We start from the raw sequence: 22,009 nt of genomic DNA on the forward strand, positions 1-22,009 counted from the left end.
GTGTTTTGTAAAAAAATCCCCTAACTAGGAATGGTTCTTTGTCCTAGTTAGGGGATTTATTGTGTTCAATTGTGGCTTATTTTTTCTTCTTCCATTCCTCGATTCGCTGATATTGCTGACCGAGTGCTTGTTCATATTTACCTGTAGCTTTTGGTTCATAATAATGCGCATCTTTGATTTTATCAGGCAGATACTGCTGATCGACCCAAGCATTTTCAAAGCTGTGGGGGTATTGATAGCCGACACCGCGATTAAGAGCTTTAGCTCCTTTATAATGACTATCCCGTAAATGATCAGGCACTTCTCCAGCATTTCCCATCTGAATATCTGTGATCGCTGCATCCAAGGCTACGTAGGCCGAATTTGATTTAGGCGAGAGGCACAGATCAACGACAGCATCCGCTAAAGGAATTCGAGCTTCCGGAAAGCCCAATTTTTCGGCCGCTTGAACCGCTTGAACCGTGCGCGCAGCGGCAGCGGGATTGGCTAAGCCGATATCTTCATAGCCCATCACCATCAAACGACGACAAATAATCGGTAAATCCCCTGCTTCGACGAGTCGTCCTAAATAATGCAATGCCGCATTGACGTCACTGCCGCGAACGGATTTTTGAAAGGCTGAGATCACATCATAATGGGCATCCCCATCTTTGTCGTGGGTCAACGCCTTGCGCTGAACACATTCTTCAATAATGGAAAGGGTCAGATGAATCTTTCCTTCGTCATCTTTTGGCGTCGATCTAGTTGCCAGCTCAAGCCCATTCAAAGCGCTTCTTAAATCCCCATTGGTGGCACGAGCTAAATGGTTCAAGGCCTCTTCATCTAATTCAACGGGGTACTCTCCCAGTCCACGCTCTTTATCCACCAATGCTGATCTGACAGCTGTGATAATGTCCGTTTCATCTAGCGGCTTCACTTCGAAAATCTGCGTCCGGCTGCGGATGGCGGGATTGATAGTGATATAAGGATTTTCTGTGGTAGCTCCAATCATGATGATGCGGCCGCTTTCTAGGTGAGGCAAAAGAAAATCTTGTTTGGTTTTATCCAAGCGATGGACTTCATCTAATAATAAAATGACCGTGCCGCTCATTTTGGCTTCCTCGGCAACGATCTGTAAATCCTTTTTCGTATCGGTAGCGGCATTCAACATACGAAAGGCATAATTAGTCGAGCCGGCGATGGCACTGGCGATACTAGTTTTACCTGTTCCGGGTGGACCGTATAAAATCATGGAAGAAAGCATTCGAGCATCTACCATGCGTCGGATGATTTTTCCGGTGGCAACTAAGTGTTGCTGTCCGACAACTTCATCTAAGTTACGGGGGCGCATGCGGTAAGCTAAAGGCTGTTGCATAAGAAACCTCCTTGAGTTAAAAATCAGAATATATGTTCTCATTATAGCACTTTTCTGTTCATTTTGCTTTTAGTAGGAAGCAAAGGGCAAGAAACGGAACAATTATTTAAGAAAAGCTGTTCTTTCTGTGATAGGCGGCTTAGGATTGCTTGAGTTTTGGTCGCTGGACGTAGCATGCGGCAGGATTATTGTGTATCATGTAGAAGGTGAGAAAAATGGAACAATTAATCAATTATTTTAATACGGAAACAACCGAAAACGTGGCGCAATATTTATTAGGCATGTATTTGGAGCATGAGACAGCCGCAGGTAAACTAGGCGGATATATCGTTGATTGCGAAGCCTATCTAGGACCAGACGATGAAGCAGCGCATAGTTATGGCATGCGTGATACGCCGCGTGTGCGAGCGATGTACGAGAAGCCAGGAACGATTTATTTATACACAATGCATACGCATTTGATTTTGAATATGATTACTCAGCCTGAAGGAACGCCTCAAGGTGTAATGATTCGGGGAATCGAGCCGGCAGCAGGCGTGGAGCAGATGCGCCTGAATCGCCATGGAAGAACTGGCGCGGCAATTTCAGACGGGCCAGGAAAATTGGTGGAGGCATTAGGAATCAGCAAGGACTTATACGGAGAATCTATCTTTACTAGCTCCTTGCATTTAGTTCCAGAAAAACGGCGAATTCCAAAGCAGATTGATGCCCTGCCGCGTATTGGGATTCCTAACAAAGGGATTTGGACTGAGTGTAAATTGCGTTATGTTGTTCATGGAAATCCTTATATAACGAATCAGCGCAAATTATTAATAGAAGAAAACAATGGATGGAGGAACTAAAAATGGCAAAAGAGACAATGATTACTTATTTAGATAGCTACTTAAACAAAAAAATTCCTGACTATGAGCTAGCCTTAGACTGGGATACACGCAACCGCAGTTTTGAAATCGCGTTTCGCATTTACGGAGAGAACAAAGGTCAGATCGAAATTGATGATGTAGACGGTGTGGCTTCAGAAGAAGAAATCATCGAGTTTGAGGATGCGATCTTATTGGTGGACCCGGATAAATCAACCTATGATGCTGACGATTTCTTGGCGGTGATTCCTTATGAAGGCAAAAAAGGCATGAAGAAAAGCGAATTAACGGCTGTTGTGGATTATTTGAAAGATGTAATCGAAGAAGGTCAAAGTGATTTATTAGATTTCTTAGCGGACGATAACGACGAGGCGATTTTTGAAATGAACTGGGACGATGCTGCCTTTAAGGCGCTGATCAAACCAGCCGACAGCAGCTATCTGCCTTATCCAAGCTATTAAAGGATACCTATTGTAGTGAGCTTAGCGATCTATGCAATGAGCAGCAACTTATTTTGAATTAGGAGGGACGAAAAAATATGAAGTGGAATGAAGTTAAAGTAACAACGGAAAGCGAGGCGGTTGAAGCCGTTTCGAATATTTTAATGGAAGCCGGTGCTTCAGGAGTAGCGATCGAAGACGCATTAGATTTTGAGAACTATCAAGAGGATCAATACGGCGAGCTGTTAGATAAAGAAACATTTTCAAGCCTAAGTGAAGGTGCTGTCGTTATGGCCTATTTTCCAGAGACCATTTTTCTGCCGGAGATTTTGCCATTTATTCAAGCCAGTATTACGAAATTGCCAGAGTTTGGCTTAAATATCGGGAAAAATATCGTAGAAGTCAGCGAAGTAGAGGAAAGTGATTGGGCGACAGCATGGAAAAAATACTATCATCCTGTTCGTGTCACCCGCTATTTAACGATCGTTCCTAGCTGGGAAAAGTATGAAGCACAGCATGAGGACGAGAAAATTATTACTTTAGATCCCGGTATGGCTTTTGGAACAGGAACACATCCGACCACCAATTTAACCCTGCAAGCATTAGAGACCGTTTTGCGTGGCGGCGAAACAGTGTTAGATGTAGGAACAGGATCGGGCGTCTTGAGTATTGCCAGTTCACTTTATGGGGCGAAGGATATTTTTGCTTACGATCTGGATGAGGTAGCGGTTCGATCTGCACAAGAAAATGTTGATTTAAATACGAATACTGAAAATATCCATGTTTCTGCCAATGATTTGTTGGTTGGTGTGGAGCAAGAAGCCGATGTGATCGTGGCGAACATTTTAGCGGACATTATTGTATTGATGATTGAAGATGCTTGGCGCTTATTAAAGCCGGATGGGACATTGATCGTTTCCGGTATCATTGAAGACAAAAAGGATATGGTACTGGAAGAGATGTATACGCAAGGATTTGAGGTGGATCGAATCTTTCAACAGAAGGATTGGTTTGCTATTATTTTGAAGAAACCTGAGGAAGATTAAGATGCAGCGCTATTTTATTGATCAATCCTATCAACCAACGGTAGAAATCACTGGTGAATCTCATCATCACATGTCGCGAGTAATGCGAATGACTGCAGAGGATCAGGTTTTCCTTGTTTTCAATGATCAAACAGCTATCAAGGCAAGAATCACGGCAATTGATAATGAGAAAGTGATGCTAGAGGAAGTCGAAAAGGAGCGCCTGCAACGGGAATTACCTATTCAGATCACGATTGCCAGCGGTTTTCCCAAGGGTGAGAAGCTGGAGCTGATCGTGCAAAAAGGAACAGAGTTAGGTGCCCATGCATTCATTGCTTTTCCCGGTGACAGTTCGGTTGCGAAATGGGATGCAAAGAAGCAAAACAAGAAGCAGCAGCGATTGAACAAGATTGCTCAAGAAGCGGCGGAGCAGTCTCATCGACAGGCTTTGCCAAAGGTCAATTTCACCTCTGAAAAAGAATTAATGGCCGCATTTGCGGATTATGATGCGGTTTTGGTTGCTTACGAAGAGTCTGCCAAGCAAGGTGAGAAGGCACAGCTAGTTCAAACATTTCAACAATTGCAGGCTGACCAAAAGTTGTTGGTCATTTTTGGCCCAGAAGGCGGGTTGACACCGAGAGAAATTGAACTTTTTCAAACAGCAGGGGCGAAGCTTTGCGGTTTAGGCCCACGGATTTTACGAACAGAAACCGCGCCGTTTTATCTGCTGAGTGCAGCGAGTTTCTATTATGAATTGCAGTACTGATTTGATTGAAAAAGCTTACTATAGTTTGTATAATAAGAACAATCATTTTCAGAAAATAAGGGGGGAACGTCACATGGCAAAAGAAGTTGAATTGACTGGCCCTGACGTCATCAGGATGGTCAGCACATACATGGGCAAAGAGCACGTGGCGTTTGTACAAAAGGCTTACGACTTTGCTTATGAAGCCCATAAGCCGCAGATTCGAAAATCAGGAGAACCCTATATTATTCATCCAATTCAAGTCGCAGGGATATTAGCTGATTTACATATGGATCCTCATACGGTGGCGACAGGCTTTTTACACGATGTTGTAGAAGATACACCTGTTACATTAGAGGATTTAAAGGTTGAGTTTGGTGAAGATGTGGCATCATTGGTCGACGGCGTGACAAAATTAGGGAAGATCAAGTATAAGTCCCATGAAGAGCAGCTAGCAGAAAATCACCGCAAGATGCTGTTGGCGATGGCACAGGATTTGCGCGTCATCATGGTAAAGCTAGCCGATCGACTGCACAATATGCGGACTTTAAAATATTTGCGCGATGACAAGCAGCGTCGGATCGCCCGCGAAACACTGGAAATTTATGCCCCGCTGGCGGATCGCTTAGGGATGAGCCGGATCAAGTGGGAATTGGAGGATACAGCATTACGCTATTTGAATCCAAAACAGTATTATCGCATTGTTCACTTGATGCGCAGCAAACGTGATGAACGAGAAGGGTTTGTAGCAGAAGCGGTCGATGAAATCAAAGAAGCGACGAAGGAACTAGGGATCGAAGGCGACATCTACGGTCGACCAAAGCACATTTATTCAATTTATCGTAAAATGCGGGATCAAAAGAAACAGTTTGATGAAATCTATGACTTGTTAGCCATTCGTGTGATCGTGGATTCGATCAAGGATTGCTATGCGGTCTTAGGAGCGATCCATACCAAGTGGAAACCAATGCCTGGACGCTTCAAGGATTATATCGCAATGCCTAAAACAAACATGTACCAATCCTTGCATACGACGATAATTGGACCAAGCGGAAACCCAGTAGAGGTTCAGATTCGTACGCATGAGATGCATCAGATCGCCGAGTTCGGGGTTGCTGCTCACTGGGCATATAAAGAAGGTAAAACAGACAAGCAAGAAGCTAATCAAGACAACAAACAGTTGGATTGGTTCCGGGAAATCATTGAACTGCAAGATGAAAGCTATGATGCGTCTGAATTTATGGAAAGCGTTAAGGGCGATATTTTCAGTGATAAGGTCTACGTATTCACGCCAAAAGGTGATGTAACAGAGTTGCCTAAGGGCTCGGGACCGTTAGATTTTGCCTATAGTATCCATACAGATATCGGAAACAAAACGACTGGTGCCAAAGTCAACGGCAAAATGGTTCAGCTGGATTATAAGTTGAAGAATGGCGATATCATCGAAATCATGACCTCAGCCAATTCATTTGGGCCGAGCCGCGACTGGTTAAATCTAGTAAAAACCAGCAAGGCGAAGAATAAAATCAAGCGTTTCTTTAAAACGCAGGATCGGGAAGAAAATGTCACGAAAGGCCATGATGCGGTTGTTAAATGCATCAATGACCTAGGCTTTGTACCGAAGGAAATGCTGACGAAAGACAAGCTTTCAGAGGTATTGGACAAGTTCAATTTCCACAGTGAAGATGATTTGTATGCAGCCATTGGTTTTGGTGAAATGAGCGCGTTGACCTTTGCCAATCGCCTGACAGAAAAAGAACGCCGCGAACAAATGAAGCAAAAACAACGGGATGCCGTTGATGAAATGGTCAACAATCCGAAAGAGCCAGAAAAAATCAAGGTTCGTCATGAAGGCGGCATCGTCATCCAAGGGATCGATAACCTGCTGATTCGGATCAGCCATTGCTGTAATCCGGTTCCTGGTGACAATATTGTCGGATACATTACGAAAGGACGCGGGATATCGATTCACCGTGCCGACTGCCCTAACATCACGAAGCAAAAGGATATTCAGCAGCGGCTGATCGAAGTGGAATGGGAGGATACGATCAATTCTGTTCAAGAGTACAATGCTGATTTGGAAATTTACGGCTTTAATCGTGACGGGCTGTTGAACGATGTTCTAAATATTGTCAGCGGCATGACCAAGAAGCTGGTCAGTGTCGAAGCGAAGCCGACGAAAGATCGATTAGCGGTCATTAACCTGACCTTCAAGATTCAAAACTTGAATCATCTGTATTCGATCGTTGATAAAGTGAAGACGATCCCAGATGTTTACAGTGTCAAACGGACCAAAGGGTAACCCTCCTTCCTTTTGTACTTTTAACAAAGTAGTGGAATGGGTTGTGTATGAAAAATGGATGGTGCTAGTAAAAAGCATCATCCATTATTTATGGGCGAATGTGGATTAAGCAAAAATAAACTAGAAAAAAAGGATATCTTTCAGGAGGTTTTTATGCGAGCAGTTATTCAACGAGTGAGCCAAGCGAGTGTGACGATCGATGAGAAGGTAATTGGCAAAATCGATCGCGGATTTATGATTCTTCTAGGCATTCATGAAGAAGATACCCAAGCAGATGCGGATTATTTGATTCGGAAAATCCCCTTATTACGCGTGTTTGAGGATGAGGAAGGAAAAATGAATCAATCCCTGCAAGATGTTGTCGGCAGTGTCTTAAGTGTTTCGCAATTTACATTATACGCGGATACGAAAAAAGGCAATCGTCCAAGTTTTGTGAAGGCTGCCCGACCAGAAACAGCGATTCCTTTGTATGAATATTTCAATGAGGGCCTGCGACAAGCAGGATTGAACGTCGAGACCGGAGAATTTGGCGGCGACATGGACGTTGCATTAGTGAACGATGGACCTGTAACCATTCTTTTTGATACAAGAGATAAATAATAGACCAAGAACCTTGTTTTGGAAAATACTTAACAAAATGAAGCCGGAGAAGCTTATTGCTGTTTATTACGATAGCAAATGATTCTTCGGTTTTTTTGATCTTTTTGTAATTAAGCGTTCTGAATGAGTTCGTAAAGCCATAGCCATGTACAAAAAATCAGCGGCAGCTGAAAGTGAACAGATAAAAAAATTAAGTTAGCTCTACCTTTTATTCTCTAAATAAGCGATAATTGAACAAAATAGATTGAAAAACACGAACATGAAGGAGTCGGATATATGGAAAAACGGATCGAACAGGATTCAATGGGCCCTATTGAAGTGCCAAAAGAAGCTTGGTGGGGGGCGCAAACCGAACGAAGCCGGCAAAATTTCAAAATTGGCGGAGAAAAAATGCCGCCGGAATTATTGCATGCCTTAGTCTTGGTCAAGAAAACCGCAGCGATCGCCAATCAAAGAACTGGAAAGTTAGCAGCTGAAAAAGCGATGGCTATTCAAAATGCGGCAGATCTACTGTTAAAGGGTGAGAACTGGGCGGCGTTTCCCTTGGTAGTTTGGCAGACTGGCAGCGGGACTCAAAGCAATATGAACGCCAACGAAGTACTCGCTCACTTGGCAAGTCAAAAGGATCTGGCCGTTCATCCTAACGATGATGTGAATATGTCGCAAAGCTCTAATGATGTTTTTCCAACTGCCTTGCACATAGCAGGTACGATTGCGATCGAGAAGAATCTGTTACCGGCAATCCATGAGATGATTGGCGTGCTAGAAGAGTTGGAAGAAAATAATAAACACGTAATCAAAATTGGACGGACCCATCTGCAAGATGCGACACCAGTGACCTTCGCTCAAGAGATTAGCGGCTGGCGTTCGGCCTTGGAGCATAACGAAAATATGCTGATTAACAGTTTGGCAGAATTGCGTCAGTTGGCCATTGGCGGAACAGCTGTAGGGACGGGCTTGAATGCGTCGAAAGCATATGAAGAAGCTTTTATTGAGGCATTAAAAGAAGAGACGGGGATTCATTTCATCAGCGAGTCCAACAAGTTTCATGCGTTAGCCAATCGAGATGCAGTGGTATTTGTCAGCGGGGCATTAAAAGCGTTAGCGGCTAATTGTATGAAAATGGCGAACGATATTCGCTGGCTGGCTAGTGGTCCTCGCAGTGGATTAGGAGAAATTACCTTGCCTGCAAATGAACCAGGGAGCTCGATCATGCCTGGGAAAGTGAACCCGACGCAGTGTGAAGCTTTGGCGATGGTCGCTGTTCAAGTGATGGGAAATGACACAGCGATTGGTGTTGCAGCCTCTCAAGGGAATTTTGAATTGAATGTCTATTTACCGCTGATTGCCTTTGATTTATTGCAAAGCATCCGCTTGCTGACAGATGCCTTGCATTCCTTCAGTGACAAATGTTTGCAGGGATTAGTCGTAAACGAAAAACGGATGGCTGAATTGTTGGAGCAATCATTGATGCTGGTAACAGCATTAAACACGCATATAGGTTATGACAAGGGCGCCGAGATCGCGAAAAAAGCCTTTAATGAAGGAACAACGCTTAAGGAAGCAGCCTTAGTTTTAGGATATGTAACTGAAGAAGAATACGAAGCATGGGTCCGACCGGAAAAAATGATTGGAGAGAACTACGATGACTATCTATGATGACGCATTAACAGCACATAAAAAATGGCGCGGCAAAATCGAAGTGACCAGCAGAGCAAAGGTACGGAACAAGGAGGATTTATCTTTAGCTTATACACCAGGTGTTGCAGAGCCTTGCCGCAAAATTGCCGAAGACAAAAATAAAGCCTATGACTATACTTGGAAAGGCAATAGTGTCGCTGTTGTCACAGATGGTACAGCAGTCTTAGGGTTAGGAGACATCGGACCGGAAGCGGCATTGCCTGTGATGGAAGGAAAAGCCTTATTATTCAAAGAGTTTGCTGATATTGATGCAGTGCCGATCTGTCTCAATACAAAAGACCCGCAGGAAATTATCCAAATCGTTAAAGCTATGGCACCGACTTTTGGCGGGATTAATCTAGAAGATATCAATGCACCGCGTTGTGTGGAAATTGAGCGGGCGTTGATCGAAGCGTTGGATATTCCTGTCTTTCATGATGATCAGCATGGGACCGCGGTTGTCGTGACCGCTGCTTTGATCAACGCGCTGAAGCTGGTCAAAAAGGAAGCACAGGATTTGAAGGTCGTGATCTCTGGAACAGGAGCGGCAGGCAGTGCAATCATTCATATGTTAGTCGATCTTGGTGTGAAAACGATCATTGCCTTTAATAAAGAGGGGGCATTGAATGAGCAAATGTCAAATGCAACCTTTGTTGAAAGAGAAATTTTAGAGTTGATCGCGCCAAAGGACTTTTCAGGAACGATGGCAGAGGCTTTTGTGGGGGCCGATGTGTTTATCGGTGTGTCCGCACCGAATTTAGTCACTAAGGAAATGGTTGCTTCGATGAATGAGGGAAATATCGTTTTTCCGATGGCAAATCCTGAACCCGAAATCACTTATGCTGAAGCAATCGCTGGGGGGGCATCGGTAGTTGGAACGGGTCGATCCGATTATCCGAATCAAATAAACAATGTGTTGGCCTTTCCAGGGTTGTTTCGCGGTGCGTTTACAGCAGAAGCGAAAAAGATCACTCCTCGCATGAAATTGGCCTGTGCCTATGCAATCGCGGACTCAATTCCTTATTCTGAATTAACCTCTGACTACATCATTCCATCTGCCTTTGATGAAAATGTGGTCGACTTAATTACTCTAAAGGTAGCAGAAGCAGCCAGAAAAGATGGCGTCACACGATAATCAAATAAAGGAGCCTTCATTGATGAGTAAAGTATTTAAAATGAGCTTTGCCTCGATCTATCCCATGTATATCCAGAAAGTCGAGAAAAAAGGACGAAGCAAAGAAGAGCTAGACCAGGTTATTTTTTGGTTGACCGGCTATGATGAACAAGGACTGCAAAAGCAAATTGATGATGGGGTCGATATGGAAACTTTTTTTGCTGAGGTTCCGCAATTAAACGAAAATATTTCTTTGATTAAAGGCGTGATCTGCGGGTATCGAGTAGAAGATATCGAAGATCCATTGATGCAAAAAATTCGCTATTTAGACAAGTTAGTGGATGAATTGGCTAAAGGAAAAAAGATGGAAAAAATTTTACGGAAATAGTTCGAATGGCGAGTCTAAATAGACTCGCTGTGAGAGTGTAATATTAACTGTGTAAGTAACCACTAATCCTAGGCAGGTGGTTGCTTCACAGTTTTTCTTTTCCTAAAATGTAACTAAGAGGTGATCTTATTATGGCTAGAAAGAAAAGAAATCCCGATGCTGAAAAGTTAGCTGAAACTATTCTAAACGCTTATCAACCTGAATCTGTAGATGACATGCAAGATGCCTTGAAAGATGTGTTTGGCCCCTTATTTGAGAAAATGTTGCAGGGAGAGTTGAACAACCATTTAGGTTATGACCCTCATTCGAAAGAACCCAAAGAACATAAGAATCGACGTAATGGCTACGGAAATAAAACGTTAAAAACAAGTTTTGGTGAAGTGGATATTGATGTTCCAAGAGATCGGGATGCCTCTTTTGATCCTGAATTGATTCCAAAGAGAAAGGGAGATGTCTCCGACATCGAAGGCAAAGTCCTCTCGATGTATGCTCGTGGAATGAGCCAGCGAGATATTGCCGCTACGATCGAAGACATTTATGGCTTTGATATCTCTCATGAAATGATTTCAGATATCACAGACGCTGTGCTTCCCGAATTAGAAGAATGGCAAGCACGCCCGTTAGCGAAATGCTATGCTTTCTTATTTGTTGACTGTATGTATGTCACCTTACGTGAAAACTACGAAGCGAAAGAATATGCAGTGTACACGATTCTTGGGTATGATCTCAAAGGAAAGAAAGAGATTCTAGGCTTATGGCTCAATCAAACAGAATCTAAAAATCGCTGGATGCAAGTGTTTGATGAATTGAAAGCACGTGGTGTAGAAGATGTCTTCTTTATCTCCATGGATGGTGTCTCTGGTCTCGAAGAAGGCGCGAAAGCAATCTTTCCATCGGTCATCGTTCAACGTTGTATCGTTCATCTTGTTCGAAATGCCTTGCGATACATTCCAAGTAAAGATTACAAGGAAGTCTGTAAGGATATGAAAAGATTTTATGGTGCATCTTCTCTCAATGCAGCGCATGCCGCTTTTGACAGTTTCCAAAATCGGTGGTCCCAATATTCTGGTGCAGTAGATGTATGGAAACGGAACTTCGCTCATGTTGAACAATTATTTGATTACGGCAGTGCGATTCGAAAAATTATGTATACTACGAACGCCGTTGAAAGTGTCCATTCCAGTTTTAGAAAAGTCACCAAAAAAGGAGCGTTCTCCAATGAGACTGCACTCCTTAAACTGCTTTATTTACGGACGAAAGAGTTACACACGAAGTGGGCAGGCGGTCATATTCAAAACTGGGCTATGGTACTTAACCAGCTAATGGTTAACGAGACCTTCTCTTCTAGAATTGAAAAATATGCGATCTACCTTCCGTAAGGTCAAGGTTTATTTAACTGTATGTTCAAATAGTTTTCTCTTAGCTGCTTAAAATACTGTGAGAGTTTACTCTCTAGAAAACTTAACTAATTAACTTCCACAGTTTAGTTGACAAACCCCTCGCTGTTTTTTTATCTAACAAATAGTTGTCAAAATATATGGATTAGCAGTAAAAATTCCCATGACAAATAGTCCCGCATTTTCAGGCAGTTTTCCAAGCTGACGTCCTTAGTCCGTCGTAAATATGCTATTTCTATTTACGTTTTCTTTTTGGCTTCCCTTTCCCTGTTTGCCTTTTCTTCTCCTTTTTTGATCTGGATGCCTTTTTTCCTTCAGGCGTCCGCTTCATCAGCTCCTCTTTCCGCTCTCGTTCTTGTTGGGCTTTGCTCTTCGGTTTCTGATAAGGCTTATAGGGCATTTTTTCAGCGGCGGATAGGGCCATCGGTTTAGGTTCAGCGGCTTTTGGCGCTTGGTTTACTATAGAAGCTGCGGGTTTGTTAGTTGGCTCGGCTTTTTGTGCTGCCGCGACGGGACTTTCAGATTCACTTGCAGTCCGCACTTCTTCCTTTGGCGCTTCCTCTTTCAGCTCTGCCATCCGTGTATCAGTCAAAACGATCCCTTCAGGTAAAAGGGCCTTCACTAATTTCAGCTTCTCTTCGTCCGTCATCGTACTGAAGTCAAGACCAGATGATGCTTCCATTTTTGGCTGAGTCGCAACTGCATTAATCGGCTCAGTCTCATCCACGACTTTTCCCTTTTTGATTTTAGGATGACGGGTACAATTTTGGATTTCAGAATTTTCTAGTTTTACAAAACGGCGGATACCGTCCTTTTCAAAGATCGTTAAGGAGCTCATCAGCTCTAACACCGCATCGATCTTCATCCCCGAAGAACGGATATCGGCATCGCGCAAACTCCAGGTATGAATCTTGCCGACTGCATCCTCAAAGGTGGAAAGAAGTTTATATTGCTGGCCGTCTGTTTCCTCCACAGGGGTCGTTGGGACAAATAAATATTTTTTACACTCACTCAATCGATTGTTGAAGCGGTGGTATTCGTTCTTATTTTTATACAGCCGACGAGTGACTTCTTCCCACTCTTTGCCGCCTTTAAAGGAGTCCCGAAATAACGGGCAAAGTTTCCGCAGCACGTCTGTCGGCTCAGCATAAAGAAAAATCTCCCGAATTAACTCACTGCAGAAATCTGAAAAATCACTGATACACAAGCTTTGCCGAATCAGCACTGCCACAATATATTGAATCACCGCATCCGCATCAGATGATTCTGCGTATGCCTGCGAGATTCTTTTCTCAAGATTGATCTTCCCCATTGTGAACAACGTGATTTGTGATATTTTTTTGCTTGCCATCATTTTTCTCCCCTTCAGATCCTGATCGGTCCATTCTTTTCTTCGTTCGGTTCTTACCTTCGTTTCTTTATTATATAACAATGATAGCGCTTCAAACTGGTCAACCTTTTTAATTTTTTTAAAGGATTTGAATAATTGAAATGGTAATTTGTTCTAAAGTATGAAGGAACAAAGGGACAGGGGATGGGAAGTAAACGAGTGCTATTCAATTTTCAATCATTTTGGTAGCAACAAATAAAGAGCTTAAATGATATTTTATAATGATTTAAATAAACTTAAAACAGTTTTTGTAGTGTTTTAACGCAATTTTCAGATGGGAATATATAATTAATTAACTTTACTTTTAAATGAAACGCAATTAAAATGAATTATAAATATTATATTGTAAAATAAAGGAAAAGAGGCGTAATGATGAAAAGGCTGAAGTTGGTTGTCTTATTGGTATTGTCTCTATGTTTTTCTGTGTTGATTGCTTCTGGTGAGGAGGCAAACGCTGCGGATATGCATCGTTTGTATAACCCTAATTCAGGTGAACATTTCTATACCGCAGCGTCTGGTGAAAAGAATCATTTAGTAAAAGTCGGATGGAAATATGAAGGGATTGGTTGGACCTCACCTGAAAATGGAAGCGCTGTCTATCGTTTGTACAATCCAAATGCAGGTGATCATCATTACACAATGAATGTCGGTGAAAAGAACCATTTAGTGAAGGTGGGTTGGAAATATGAAGGGATCGGCTGGTATTCAGATACCAAAAAGGCCGTCCCGCTTTATCGAGCATACAATCCAAATGCAAAGGCGGGCTCTCATAATTACACGGTAAATTATGCTGAACAACAGAACCTGCTACGTGTTGGTTGGAAAAATGAAGGAATCGCCTGGTATGGAATAAAAAAAGCAGTCCCCGTCACTAAGTATACAGTTACAGTGAAGCATGTCGGTTCAGATGGGAAACTGCTGAAGTCTGCTACAGTAAATGTGGAGAAAGGAAAGTCCCACACCGCAAAAGCAGAAAGCTTTAGCGGATACACTATAAAAGGCAGCAGCTCGCAAACCGTTGTAGTTAATGGCAATAAGACGATTACCTTCAATTATACGAAAAATGTGACGCCAGTGACTAAATATACGGTGACAGTGAAGTATGTGGATTCAGCTGGGAAAGAAATTGAAAAGGCCCTTACAGCAAGTGTAGAAAAAGGAAAAACCTACAAGGCAACAGGAAAAGTTATTAGCGGTTATACCTTAAAGGGAAATGATTCGCAAATCGTCACAGTTGATGGAAATAAAACAATTACATTCACGTATACGAAAAATGTGACGCCAGTGACTAAATATACGGTGACAGTCAAGCACGTTGGTTCAGATGGAAAAGAATTAAAGAAAACGACGGTACTTGTAGAAAAAGGCAAAGCTCATACTGAAAAAGCAGAAACATTTGCCGGTTATACACTAAACAGCAAAGAGACTCAAACAATTTCGGCTGTGAATGCAGATCAAACGTTAACGTTTAATTACACGAAGAACAAGTATACGATAACGGTCAAATATACAGACTCAATAGGAAACAATATAAAGACAGCGACCACCCAGATTATAGAGCATGGAAAGTCATTTTCAATGACAGCTCCAGACATCACAGGTTACACGGTAGTACCCGCGGATAAGACAAAAACCATTGCGTCAGTAAGTAAAAATGAAACCGTCACATTTAGGTATACGAAGAATCCAGCAGTGAAATACAAAATCACAGTGAAGTATGTGGATACAGAAAATAATACAATAAAGGCTGCAACAACTGAAAGTGTAGAAAAAGGCAAAGCCTACACCGTAACAGCCCCAACAATTACTGGCTATACTGTGAAAGGAAATAATACTCAAACAATTTCATCTGTGACCAGTGATGTGACATTGACCTTTGTATATAACAATCTAGCATTTGATAAGGTTACTCTGCATGCTATAGTAGATGGAAGAATAGTGAAGTCCATTACGTTTAAAGTGAAGTCAGGTGAGGTATTTAATCCATCATTAGATAAGCTGGACTTAGATCCAACTAAATATGATTTGTCATTAAGACCACTGCATCCAGTAGTTACGGGTAAGGGCGGGAGAGAACTTGAGTTTAATTTTGAAGTGACTCCTTTTAAAAACTATGTGACACAAGAAGAGCTACAAATAATGCAGCAAACAATAATAGATAAAGTGAATGAATTGCGAACCACTTCAAATCCACCTGTGAGTGCTCTTAAATTAGATTCTAAATTAACTATCGCTGTTAATATCCGAGCTCAAGAATTAATAGAGTTATATGATCCTAACCATCTTCGTCCTAATGGAACTAGCTGCATGACAGTATTAACTGAACAAGGAATCAGTTATAGGACGGCTGGAGAAAATATTGCATGGATTGATTCAAGAGAGACTTCTGGGAAAGTATTAGGAGAGAAAATGTTTACTAGTTGGTTTAATAGTGCTGGACATAAAAGAAATATGTTAGATCCTAATTTTCAGTATATTGGAGTTGGAGTGTCTTGCTATGGAACAAAAGTTTATGGAGCACAACTATTCATCGGTAGGTAGTTTCATGAAGATCAAATAGTTTTTGTACTATATGTAATAAAGAAGAGATGATCAATTTCGATCATCTCTTTTTAATCATGAAGATAGGGTAAAATAGCCTTCGCTTCGAAAATAATACCTATGCTACTTTTTACACATAATTTCTGATAATAACTAAAAGGGGCATGAAAAAAGTAATTATCCATATGCTTAATCCATTTCTTAAAAGCTATTGCCTTTTATGGTATACTACGTAGGAATCTATTTTTAAAGGAGGAGCCTCATGGCAGAGAAAGAAACATTCTATATTACAACGCCAATTTATTATCCAAGCGGCAAACTGCACATTGGGAATTCTTATACAACGATTGCCTGTGATGCGATTGCTCGCTACAAACGCATGATGGGCTTTGATGTGTTTTATTTGACTGGGGTCGATGAGCACGGACAAAAAATTGAAACAAAAGCCGATGAACTTGGCGTGAATCCGCAGGAATATGTGGATAAAATGGCTGCGGACATTAAGAAGCTATGGAAGACATTGGACATCAGCTACGATAAATTTATTCGGACGACGGATGAGTATCATCAAACAGCAGTCAAAAAAATCTTTGATCAGTTGTTGGAACAAGGTGATATTTATTTAGGGGAATATGAAGGCTGGTATTCAGTATCGGATGAAGAATACTTCACAGAAACGCAGTTGGAAGAAGTTTATCGCGATGAAGAAGGCAACGTAATCGGCGGGAAAGCCCCAAGCGGTCATGAAGTTGAACTGGTTCGTGAGGAATCTTATTTCTTCCGTATGAGTAAATATGCTGATCGGTTACTAGAATACTACGATGAGCATCCTGAGTTCATCCAACCAGAATCTCGTAAAAATGAAATGATCAATAACTTCATCAAACCTGGTCTGGAAGATTTAGCCGTATCACGGACAACCTTTAAATGGGGGATTCCAGTCAATGCAAATCCTGAACACGTAGTTTATGTATGGATCGATGCCTTATCTAATTACATCACAGCTTTAGGTTATGGCTCTGATGACGACAGTCTATACCAAAAATACTGGCCAGCAGATGTTCAAATGGTCGGAAAAGAAATTGTACGATTCCATACGATCTATTGGCCAATTATGTTAATGGCTTTAGATGTGCCATTACCGAAAAAAATCTATGGTCATGGCTGGTTAATGATGAAGGACGGAAAAATGTCTAAATCAAAAGGAAATGTCGTGTATCCTGAAATGTTAGTAGAACGTTATGGCTTGGATGCTGTTCGCTACTATCTACTAAGAGCGATTCCGTTTGGTTCAGACGGCGTATTCACACCAGAAGATTTCGTTTCTCGGGTGAATTATGATCTAGCCAATGATTTAGGAAATCTACTGAACCGTACCGTTGCCATGATCAATAAATATTGTGAGGGTGTCGTACCGGCTTATAAATCACTGGTGACCGATTTTGACAGCGAGTTATCTACGACAGCTGCAAATGTAGTCAGCCGCTACCGTGAAGCAATGGATAAAATGGAGTTCAACAATGCTTTGGCAGAAGTTTGGACGTTAGTTTCTCGCGCGAATAAATACATCGACGAGACAGAACCTTGGGTCTTAGCGAAAGACGAAGAACGCAAAGCAGAATTAGACAGCGTAATGGTTCACTTAGCGGAGAGTCTGCGAATCGTAGCTATTCTGTTGCAGCCGATCATGACTCAAACACCAAAACGTATTTTTGAGCAATTAGGCTTGAATGCTGACATGATGAATTTAGCAACGATCCATTTTGGCGAGTTTCCAGAAAATACGAAAGTGACTCCAAAAGGCAAACCGATCTTCCCACGTCTGGATATGGATGAGGAAGCAGCCTATATCAAAGCAAAAATGTCTGAAGGCAGTCAGCCGGAGGAAGAGAAAATCAAATGGGATCCGGAAGAAACAGAGTTAGTTTCAGTTAAGGATAAGGAAATCAAGTTTGATGTTTTTGATAAGGTTGAACTAAAGGTTGCTGAAGTAATGGAATGTAAAAAAGTCGAAGGCGCGGACAAGCTATTACAGTTCCGTCTAGATGCAGGCGATAAACAAGATCGTCAAATCTTATCTGGAATCGCAGAATTCTATGCGGACCCAGAAAGCTTAGTTGGTAAAAAACTAATCATTGTCGCCAACCTGAAGCCTCGTAAAATGCGCGGTGAGATCAGCCAAGGAATGATCCTTTCTGCTGAAGCTCCTGACGGCACATTAAAAGTCGTAGAAGCACCAGGTGATATGCCAAATGGCGCGATCGTAGGATAAAAGTTAGCGAAAAGGGACGAAACTCCCACGAGTTTCGTCCCTTTTTAATGATTAATTTTTTGTAAGAACCTTTTTGTAAAACAGGCAATCCATACTAAGCTTGTTATTGTTCCTAAAAATAAATTGATTCCCAGTGAAGCCCCCCGAATGAGTTCCCCTAACCAAAAAGTTGGAAGGATACCGACAATCCAGCGCCATGAGTCAGAAACAAACCATGGAACGAAAATGCCCATCATTGTGATACCAGTCAATTTAGAAAGTGCCAATCCCTCAACACGATTATTCGCGAATGCGACAATCAGCATAGCGATAGCACAGCCGAACAAAGCAGCGACAAAGGAAAACGCCACAACTACTGAGAGAGAAAGTATGGATAAATAAAACACTTTTCCTATAACAATACTGCAAAAAAATCCCCATAGCGCTGGAATGCCAATTCGTGCCATAAGATAATGGTGACGACCAGCCGGCGTAATCTGAAAATAGCTGCTGATTCCTTCATCACTTTCCTCTAAAAGCAGAAACGCACTAGACATAGTCAAAAGAATAGGTGCTAATAGCATCATCAACCCATCACTCAAGTCATAATAACGTTCAATAGTAAATGTGAAGTGCTGTATCAAAAAACGATTCAGCAATGGCAGTAAATAATGAAAAGTAACTCCAACTAAAAAGGGCGCCGGGATCAAAACCAGCATAATTGCGTCCCGCAGGATCACTTGAAAACCAATCGAAAATACTTTAATTGTTGAACGCATGTCTTTTTCCTCCTGAAGGGTTGATTTCATGGGCGATACGACGAAGAGTCACCATGAATAAAAGACAGGTCCAAAAAAATAATCCGATGATATTCAAAAGCACGTGTGCAGGATTATTAGTCAGCGTATCTCTGATCAGGTTAAAGACTATTGTTCCTGGAATAATGGCCGCAAAAGGAAAGTTTATTCCAACTATTGACAAGACTCCCGGTGCCAAAAGGATTAATGCCGGCGGCACGCTGATCATTAAGTAACCGTTAACAGTTTTTGCGAAGGTCGCCAAAATTAACCCTAATAAGGTGAAGAAGCAGGAGGAAAGAAAAATGATTCCAGCCGCAATGAAGAGGTTAACCCAAGGCATAGTGACTCCCATAATAATGACTGAAGAACAAGTAGAAACGACACCTAATGAGAGGATTTTTCCTAATACATAATCAGAATGCTTCAAAGGAGAAATCGCCATGTAGCTATGCAGCTTCTCTTCCTTTTCCAGCAGCCAAATGCCTCCAATAAAGAAATACCCCAGAACAGCCGGATCGCTAAGAACAATCAACGTTCCGATCAAACTTTTGATCAAAGGATCAGTAATTTGATTAAGAATCAAAATGTAGAAAAAGGTTAGAAGCATATAAATAGCGTAAAATCCGTACCGCATTTGATAATGCATATCGTTTTTGATTACATACAAAAGTCTCATAGCAATTGCCTTCCTGTTATAGAAATAAAAATATCCTCCAAACTTTGCTCGTTGGAATGGATGCGGGTGATTTTCTGAACCTCTGACATAGCACGGAAATGGGCATCTGAAAAGAGAGTGTTCACCGGGACGACACGCTCCTCTTCTACATTTTTTTGATTGAGAAAGGAATATATGACATTGGTTTCATGAGACGATTGGCGAAAGGCGGCAGGCGTATCGAGTGCGCGAATCTCACCATCAACAATGAAGGCAACACGATCACAAAGCTCCTCTGCATCATGCATATTATGAGTCGTAAGAATAATGGTCTTTCCGGCATTTTTCAATTCCTTGACCATATCCTTGAGTATTCGGGCGTTTGCTGGATCTAATCCGCTAGTTGGCTCGTCTAGAAATAGCAGATCTGGATCGTGCAGCAAGCAGCGAATAAAGCCCAATCGAGTTTTCATTCCTTTAGAAAAGCGGACAACTGGCTTTTGAGCATCCTCCTGCAAATTCATTCGTTGTAAAAGCGGCAGAGGATCTAAAGATTTTTGTGTATACAAAGAAGAGAAGTAGTTCAAATTTTCCAGCGCGGTAAATTTGCTGTAAAAATTTGGAAACTCAAAATCGACCCCTATCTTGTTATAGTAGTCGTCTGACAGCTGTTTAAGCGAATAATCCAAAACAGAGACATTTCCCTGATAGTCAGAAAGGGTACCAGTCAAGATCTTTTGCAAGGTACTTTTGCCTGCACCAGAAGGACCCAAAAAGCCGAAAATTTCGCCCTTTTTAACTTCAAAGCTAATATTTTTCAAGGTGTTTGCCTTATTTTTTGGATAACGATAACAAAGCTTTTCAACAGTGATCATCTTCATTCCTCCACTAATTCATTTACTAAGCCGTCTATCATGACTGATAATACTTGCCCGCGTAAATGTTCATCTTCCTCCTCTAACAGAACGATTACACCATAGAGTGCTTGGAAGGTTTTAGTAACAACTTCGATTGGTCGTGTGAAGCGTACCCCATGCTTGAGTAAAAGCTGCAATGCCTCAGCATCTTCTCCAGAGTGCTTTTCAACAACTTCAGGCGGAAGTTTTCGGAACAGCACAGCCATTGTTTCGCTGTCTGTTTTTTGAATCAAAGGATAGCGATTCATCAAGTCAAACATAAAAAGCAACGTTCCTTTTACTAATTCTCTGGATTGCAGAGAAGGATGCTCATCCAAGAAGCAGTCCATCTGTTTCCACATATCTTTTTGGCAATTAACCAATATGGCAAAATATAATTCTTCTTTACTAGGATAAAAAGCGTAAAAGGAACCCTTGGCGATCAAAGCAGCCTGGGCAATCTCTGCGACAGTCACCTTTTTTAATCCATGTTCACAAAAGAGTTTTTCTGCGGCAGTAAGCAGTCTATTACTAATAAGTAGTCTTTCTTGTTCAGTGAATTTTGGCATCGTTTCCTCCGTGTGATTTTATATGACCAAAAATATAATTCGGTCATATAAATATATATGGTTCCCAACCCTTTGTCAATAGTCGCTGTGACTTTGATTGATCAAAAAAAAGCGTTCTTCTAGGTTCGGATTTATCGATACCTTAGAACGCTTAATGATGGGGTATGTTTTATTACTCCGCTAAGATAATTAAATAATAAGAAAGAATGCCGTGCCGCTAGCTGTCCCATTTTCAAATACCAGAAAAATGTGCTATAGTTGATAAATACGAAAAATATTTTTATGCGACACTTTAACTCATTTTGATGAAATTTAATCAAACTGGCGTAACTATAGGGTTACAAGGATATATTAGAAGGATTTGGGAATATATCGTTTAAACGAGAAATAGTTAATTTTTAGTAATAGTCAACACCCTCAACTTTAGAATAATAAATATTGATTAGTTAGATAGCCTGCTCATGATTGAGCGGGCTATCGTTCATTTTTGGACCAAATTTGTGGAAGGCGTTTACAGGCTTATTTTGTATTTGCTAGAATTGATAGTAACTATCCGTGCTGTTTTTAAAACTAGAAATGGTTGAATGGGATTAGATTTGTGAATGAAAGGGGGCTGCTTGATGAATTTTAAACAAATCGTGGTTTTTTCGATCAAAGATTACAATAAGAACAAGGAAAAAGATGGTTATTTCCCGCAGGATGGGACGATTATCAATGCTTTTGTGGGCTTCAATGGGTTGAATTGTGTTGCTGTAGGTTATGTAAAGTAAACTGAATATTAAGAAGGACTACGATATAAGTCTCTAAAAAGCTCCGGAAATAACGCGAAAGCGTTCATTTCTGGAGCTTTTTTTTGATAAGAGCTTATGACTTGTGCAATAAAATTTATCATTTTCTAGCATAGAATTTGATTCTACCGCTGTGACCAATTTAATAGGGGATTTTAAAAAAAATGGGAAAATTCTTTTCGGATATATAACCAGTAGAACATTGTGAAAAAAC

Annotated in this window: 19 protein-coding genes; 13 read left to right on the top strand and 6 right to left on the bottom strand. The window is 41.4% G+C overall.

Annotated elements, in window-relative coordinates:
- Positions 1 to 76 precede the first annotated feature (76 nt).
- On the bottom strand, positions 77 to 1,354 hold the full coding sequence (locus IGI67_RS14580) for a replication-associated recombination protein A (protein WP_429958152.1): 1,278 nt from the start codon (positions 1,352 to 1,354) through the stop codon (positions 77 to 79).
- A gap of 215 nt (positions 1,355 to 1,569) precedes the next feature.
- Here IGI67_RS14580 and IGI67_RS14585 point away from each other — a divergent pair, with 215 nt between their 5' ends.
- The 10 genes from IGI67_RS14585 (at position 1,570) to IGI67_RS14630 (ending at position 11,887) form a co-directional block, all read left to right on the top strand.
- Positions 1,570 to 2,196, top strand: coding sequence for a DNA-3-methyladenine glycosylase (locus tag IGI67_RS14585; protein ID WP_429958153.1), 627 nt, complete (start codon positions 1,570 to 1,572; stop codon positions 2,194 to 2,196).
- 2 nt (positions 2,197 to 2,198) lie between these two features.
- Positions 2,199 to 2,675 (top strand): DUF3013 family protein, encoded by a 477-nt coding sequence (locus IGI67_RS14590; protein WP_429958154.1) that lies wholly within the window; start codon positions 2,199 to 2,201, stop codon positions 2,673 to 2,675.
- A gap of 77 nt (positions 2,676 to 2,752) precedes the next feature.
- Complete coding sequence (prmA, locus tag IGI67_RS14595; RefSeq protein WP_429958155.1) at positions 2,753 to 3,700, top strand: 50S ribosomal protein L11 methyltransferase; 948 nt, start codon at positions 2,753 to 2,755, stop codon at positions 3,698 to 3,700.
- 1 nt (position 3,701) lies between these two features.
- Positions 3,702 to 4,445, top strand: coding sequence for a 16S rRNA (uracil(1498)-N(3))-methyltransferase (locus IGI67_RS14600; protein ID WP_429958156.1), 744 nt, complete (start codon positions 3,702 to 3,704; stop codon positions 4,443 to 4,445).
- Positions 4,446 to 4,518: 73 nt separating this feature from the next.
- Positions 4,519 to 6,726: a RelA/SpoT family protein gene (locus IGI67_RS14605; RefSeq protein ID WP_429958157.1), complete on the top strand. Its 2,208-nt coding sequence runs from the start codon at positions 4,519 to 4,521 to the stop codon at positions 6,724 to 6,726.
- Between the two features lie 153 nt (positions 6,727 to 6,879).
- Entirely contained in the window at positions 6,880 to 7,326 is a 447-nt protein-coding gene (gene dtd, locus IGI67_RS14610) for a D-aminoacyl-tRNA deacylase (RefSeq protein ID WP_429958158.1), read from the top strand.
- Positions 7,327 to 7,602: 276 nt separating this feature from the next.
- Positions 7,603 to 8,985, top strand: coding sequence for a class II fumarate hydratase (fumC, locus tag IGI67_RS14615; protein WP_429958159.1), 1,383 nt, complete (start codon positions 7,603 to 7,605; stop codon positions 8,983 to 8,985).
- Positions 8,972 to 10,141: an NAD(P)-dependent malic enzyme gene (locus IGI67_RS14620; RefSeq protein ID WP_429958160.1), complete on the top strand. Its 1,170-nt coding sequence runs from the start codon at positions 8,972 to 8,974 to the stop codon at positions 10,139 to 10,141. The genes fumC and IGI67_RS14620 overlap by 14 nt, the downstream gene beginning before the upstream one ends.
- Positions 10,142 to 10,163: 22 nt before the next feature.
- Positions 10,164 to 10,508, top strand: a complete 345-nt coding sequence (locus IGI67_RS14625) for a DUF2200 domain-containing protein (RefSeq protein WP_429958161.1) — start codon at positions 10,164 to 10,166, stop codon at positions 10,506 to 10,508.
- A gap of 131 nt (positions 10,509 to 10,639) precedes the next feature.
- Entirely contained in the window at positions 10,640 to 11,887 is a 1,248-nt protein-coding gene (locus tag IGI67_RS14630; RefSeq protein WP_429958162.1) for an IS256 family transposase, read from the top strand.
- A gap of 253 nt (positions 11,888 to 12,140) precedes the next feature.
- Here IGI67_RS14630 and IGI67_RS14635 read toward each other — a convergent pair whose 3' ends face one another.
- Positions 12,141 to 13,256, bottom strand: coding sequence for a glycosyltransferase family 1 protein (locus tag IGI67_RS14635; protein WP_429958652.1), 1,116 nt, complete (start codon positions 13,254 to 13,256; stop codon positions 12,141 to 12,143).
- 411 nt (positions 13,257 to 13,667) lie between these two features.
- Here IGI67_RS14635 and IGI67_RS14640 point away from each other — a divergent pair, with 411 nt between their 5' ends.
- Positions 13,668 to 15,836, top strand: coding sequence for a MucBP domain-containing protein (locus tag IGI67_RS14640; RefSeq protein WP_429958163.1), 2,169 nt, complete (start codon positions 13,668 to 13,670; stop codon positions 15,834 to 15,836).
- A gap of 262 nt (positions 15,837 to 16,098) precedes the next feature.
- Positions 16,099 to 18,108: a methionine--tRNA ligase gene (gene metG / locus IGI67_RS14645; protein ID WP_207108017.1), complete on the top strand. Its 2,010-nt coding sequence runs from the start codon at positions 16,099 to 16,101 to the stop codon at positions 18,106 to 18,108.
- Positions 18,109 to 18,152: 44 nt separating this feature from the next.
- Here metG and IGI67_RS14650 read toward each other — a convergent pair whose 3' ends face one another.
- From IGI67_RS14650 to IGI67_RS14665, 4 genes are read right to left on the bottom strand one after another with little or no spacing between them, the layout of a single operon-like run.
- Positions 18,153 to 18,866, bottom strand: coding sequence for a hypothetical protein (locus IGI67_RS14650; protein ID WP_429958164.1), 714 nt, complete (start codon positions 18,864 to 18,866; stop codon positions 18,153 to 18,155).
- Positions 18,850 to 19,563 (bottom strand): hypothetical protein, encoded by a 714-nt coding sequence (locus tag IGI67_RS14655; RefSeq protein ID WP_429958165.1) that lies wholly within the window; start codon positions 19,561 to 19,563, stop codon positions 18,850 to 18,852. Before IGI67_RS14655 ends, IGI67_RS14650 begins: the two co-directional genes overlap by 17 nt.
- Positions 19,560 to 20,417 (bottom strand): ABC transporter ATP-binding protein, encoded by an 858-nt coding sequence (locus tag IGI67_RS14660; protein ID WP_429958166.1) that lies wholly within the window; start codon positions 20,415 to 20,417, stop codon positions 19,560 to 19,562. The genes IGI67_RS14655 and IGI67_RS14660 overlap by 4 nt, the downstream gene beginning before the upstream one ends.
- Before the next feature lie 2 nt (positions 20,418 to 20,419).
- Positions 20,420 to 21,007, bottom strand: a complete 588-nt coding sequence (locus IGI67_RS14665) for a TetR/AcrR family transcriptional regulator (RefSeq protein ID WP_429958167.1) — start codon at positions 21,005 to 21,007, stop codon at positions 20,420 to 20,422.
- 620 nt (positions 21,008 to 21,627) lie between these two features.
- On the opposite strand from IGI67_RS14665, the gene IGI67_RS14670 reads away from it, so the two are divergent.
- Positions 21,628 to 21,777 carry a hypothetical protein gene (locus IGI67_RS14670; protein WP_429958168.1) on the top strand — a complete coding sequence of 50 codons (150 nt, stop codon included), beginning with the start codon at positions 21,628 to 21,630 and terminating at the stop codon, positions 21,775 to 21,777.
- Positions 21,778 to 22,009: the final 232 nt, after the last annotated feature.

It is taken from the genome of Enterococcus sp. AZ196 (genome assembly GCF_050498845.1).
Taxonomy (GTDB): Bacteria; Bacillota; Bacilli; order Lactobacillales; family Enterococcaceae; genus Enterococcus_A; species Enterococcus_A murrayae.

Excerpts from the sequence above, each read along its gene's own strand:
- IGI67_RS14605 (WP_429958157.1), top strand. The coding sequence starts at position 4,519 with ATGGCAAAAGAAGTTGAATTGACTGGCCCTGACGTCATCAGGATGGTC.
- metG (WP_207108017.1), top strand. The coding sequence starts at position 16,099 with ATGGCAGAGAAAGAAACATTCTATATTACAACGCCAATTTATTATCCA.
- fumC (WP_429958159.1), top strand. The coding sequence starts at position 7,603 with ATGGAAAAACGGATCGAACAGGATTCAATGGGCCCTATTGAAGTGCCA.
- IGI67_RS14670 (WP_429958168.1), top strand. The coding sequence starts at position 21,628 with ATGAATTTTAAACAAATCGTGGTTTTTTCGATCAAAGATTACAATAAG.
- IGI67_RS14665 (WP_429958167.1), bottom strand. The coding sequence starts at position 21,007 with ATGCCAAAATTCACTGAACAAGAAAGACTACTTATTAGTAATAGACTG.
- IGI67_RS14650 (WP_429958164.1), bottom strand. The coding sequence starts at position 18,866 with ATGCGTTCAACAATTAAAGTATTTTCGATTGGTTTTCAAGTGATCCTG.
- IGI67_RS14620 (WP_429958160.1), top strand. The coding sequence starts at position 8,972 with ATGACTATCTATGATGACGCATTAACAGCACATAAAAAATGGCGCGGC.
- IGI67_RS14625 (WP_429958161.1), top strand. The coding sequence starts at position 10,164 with ATGAGTAAAGTATTTAAAATGAGCTTTGCCTCGATCTATCCCATGTAT.
- IGI67_RS14630 (WP_429958162.1), top strand. The coding sequence starts at position 10,640 with ATGGCTAGAAAGAAAAGAAATCCCGATGCTGAAAAGTTAGCTGAAACT.
- IGI67_RS14600 (WP_429958156.1), top strand. The coding sequence starts at position 3,702 with ATGCAGCGCTATTTTATTGATCAATCCTATCAACCAACGGTAGAAATC.
- IGI67_RS14655 (WP_429958165.1), bottom strand. The coding sequence starts at position 19,563 with ATGAGACTTTTGTATGTAATCAAAAACGATATGCATTATCAAATGCGG.
- IGI67_RS14585 (WP_429958153.1), top strand. The coding sequence starts at position 1,570 with ATGGAACAATTAATCAATTATTTTAATACGGAAACAACCGAAAACGTG.
- prmA (WP_429958155.1), top strand. The coding sequence starts at position 2,753 with ATGAAGTGGAATGAAGTTAAAGTAACAACGGAAAGCGAGGCGGTTGAA.
- dtd (WP_429958158.1), top strand. The coding sequence starts at position 6,880 with ATGCGAGCAGTTATTCAACGAGTGAGCCAAGCGAGTGTGACGATCGAT.
- IGI67_RS14590 (WP_429958154.1), top strand. The coding sequence starts at position 2,199 with ATGGCAAAAGAGACAATGATTACTTATTTAGATAGCTACTTAAACAAA.
- IGI67_RS14660 (WP_429958166.1), bottom strand. The coding sequence starts at position 20,417 with ATGATCACTGTTGAAAAGCTTTGTTATCGTTATCCAAAAAATAAGGCA.
- IGI67_RS14640 (WP_429958163.1), top strand. The coding sequence starts at position 13,668 with ATGAAAAGGCTGAAGTTGGTTGTCTTATTGGTATTGTCTCTATGTTTT.
- IGI67_RS14580 (WP_429958152.1), bottom strand. The coding sequence starts at position 1,354 with ATGCAACAGCCTTTAGCTTACCGCATGCGCCCCCGTAACTTAGATGAA.
- IGI67_RS14635 (WP_429958652.1), bottom strand. The coding sequence starts at position 13,256 with ATGGCAAGCAAAAAAATATCACAAATCACGTTGTTCACAATGGGGAAG.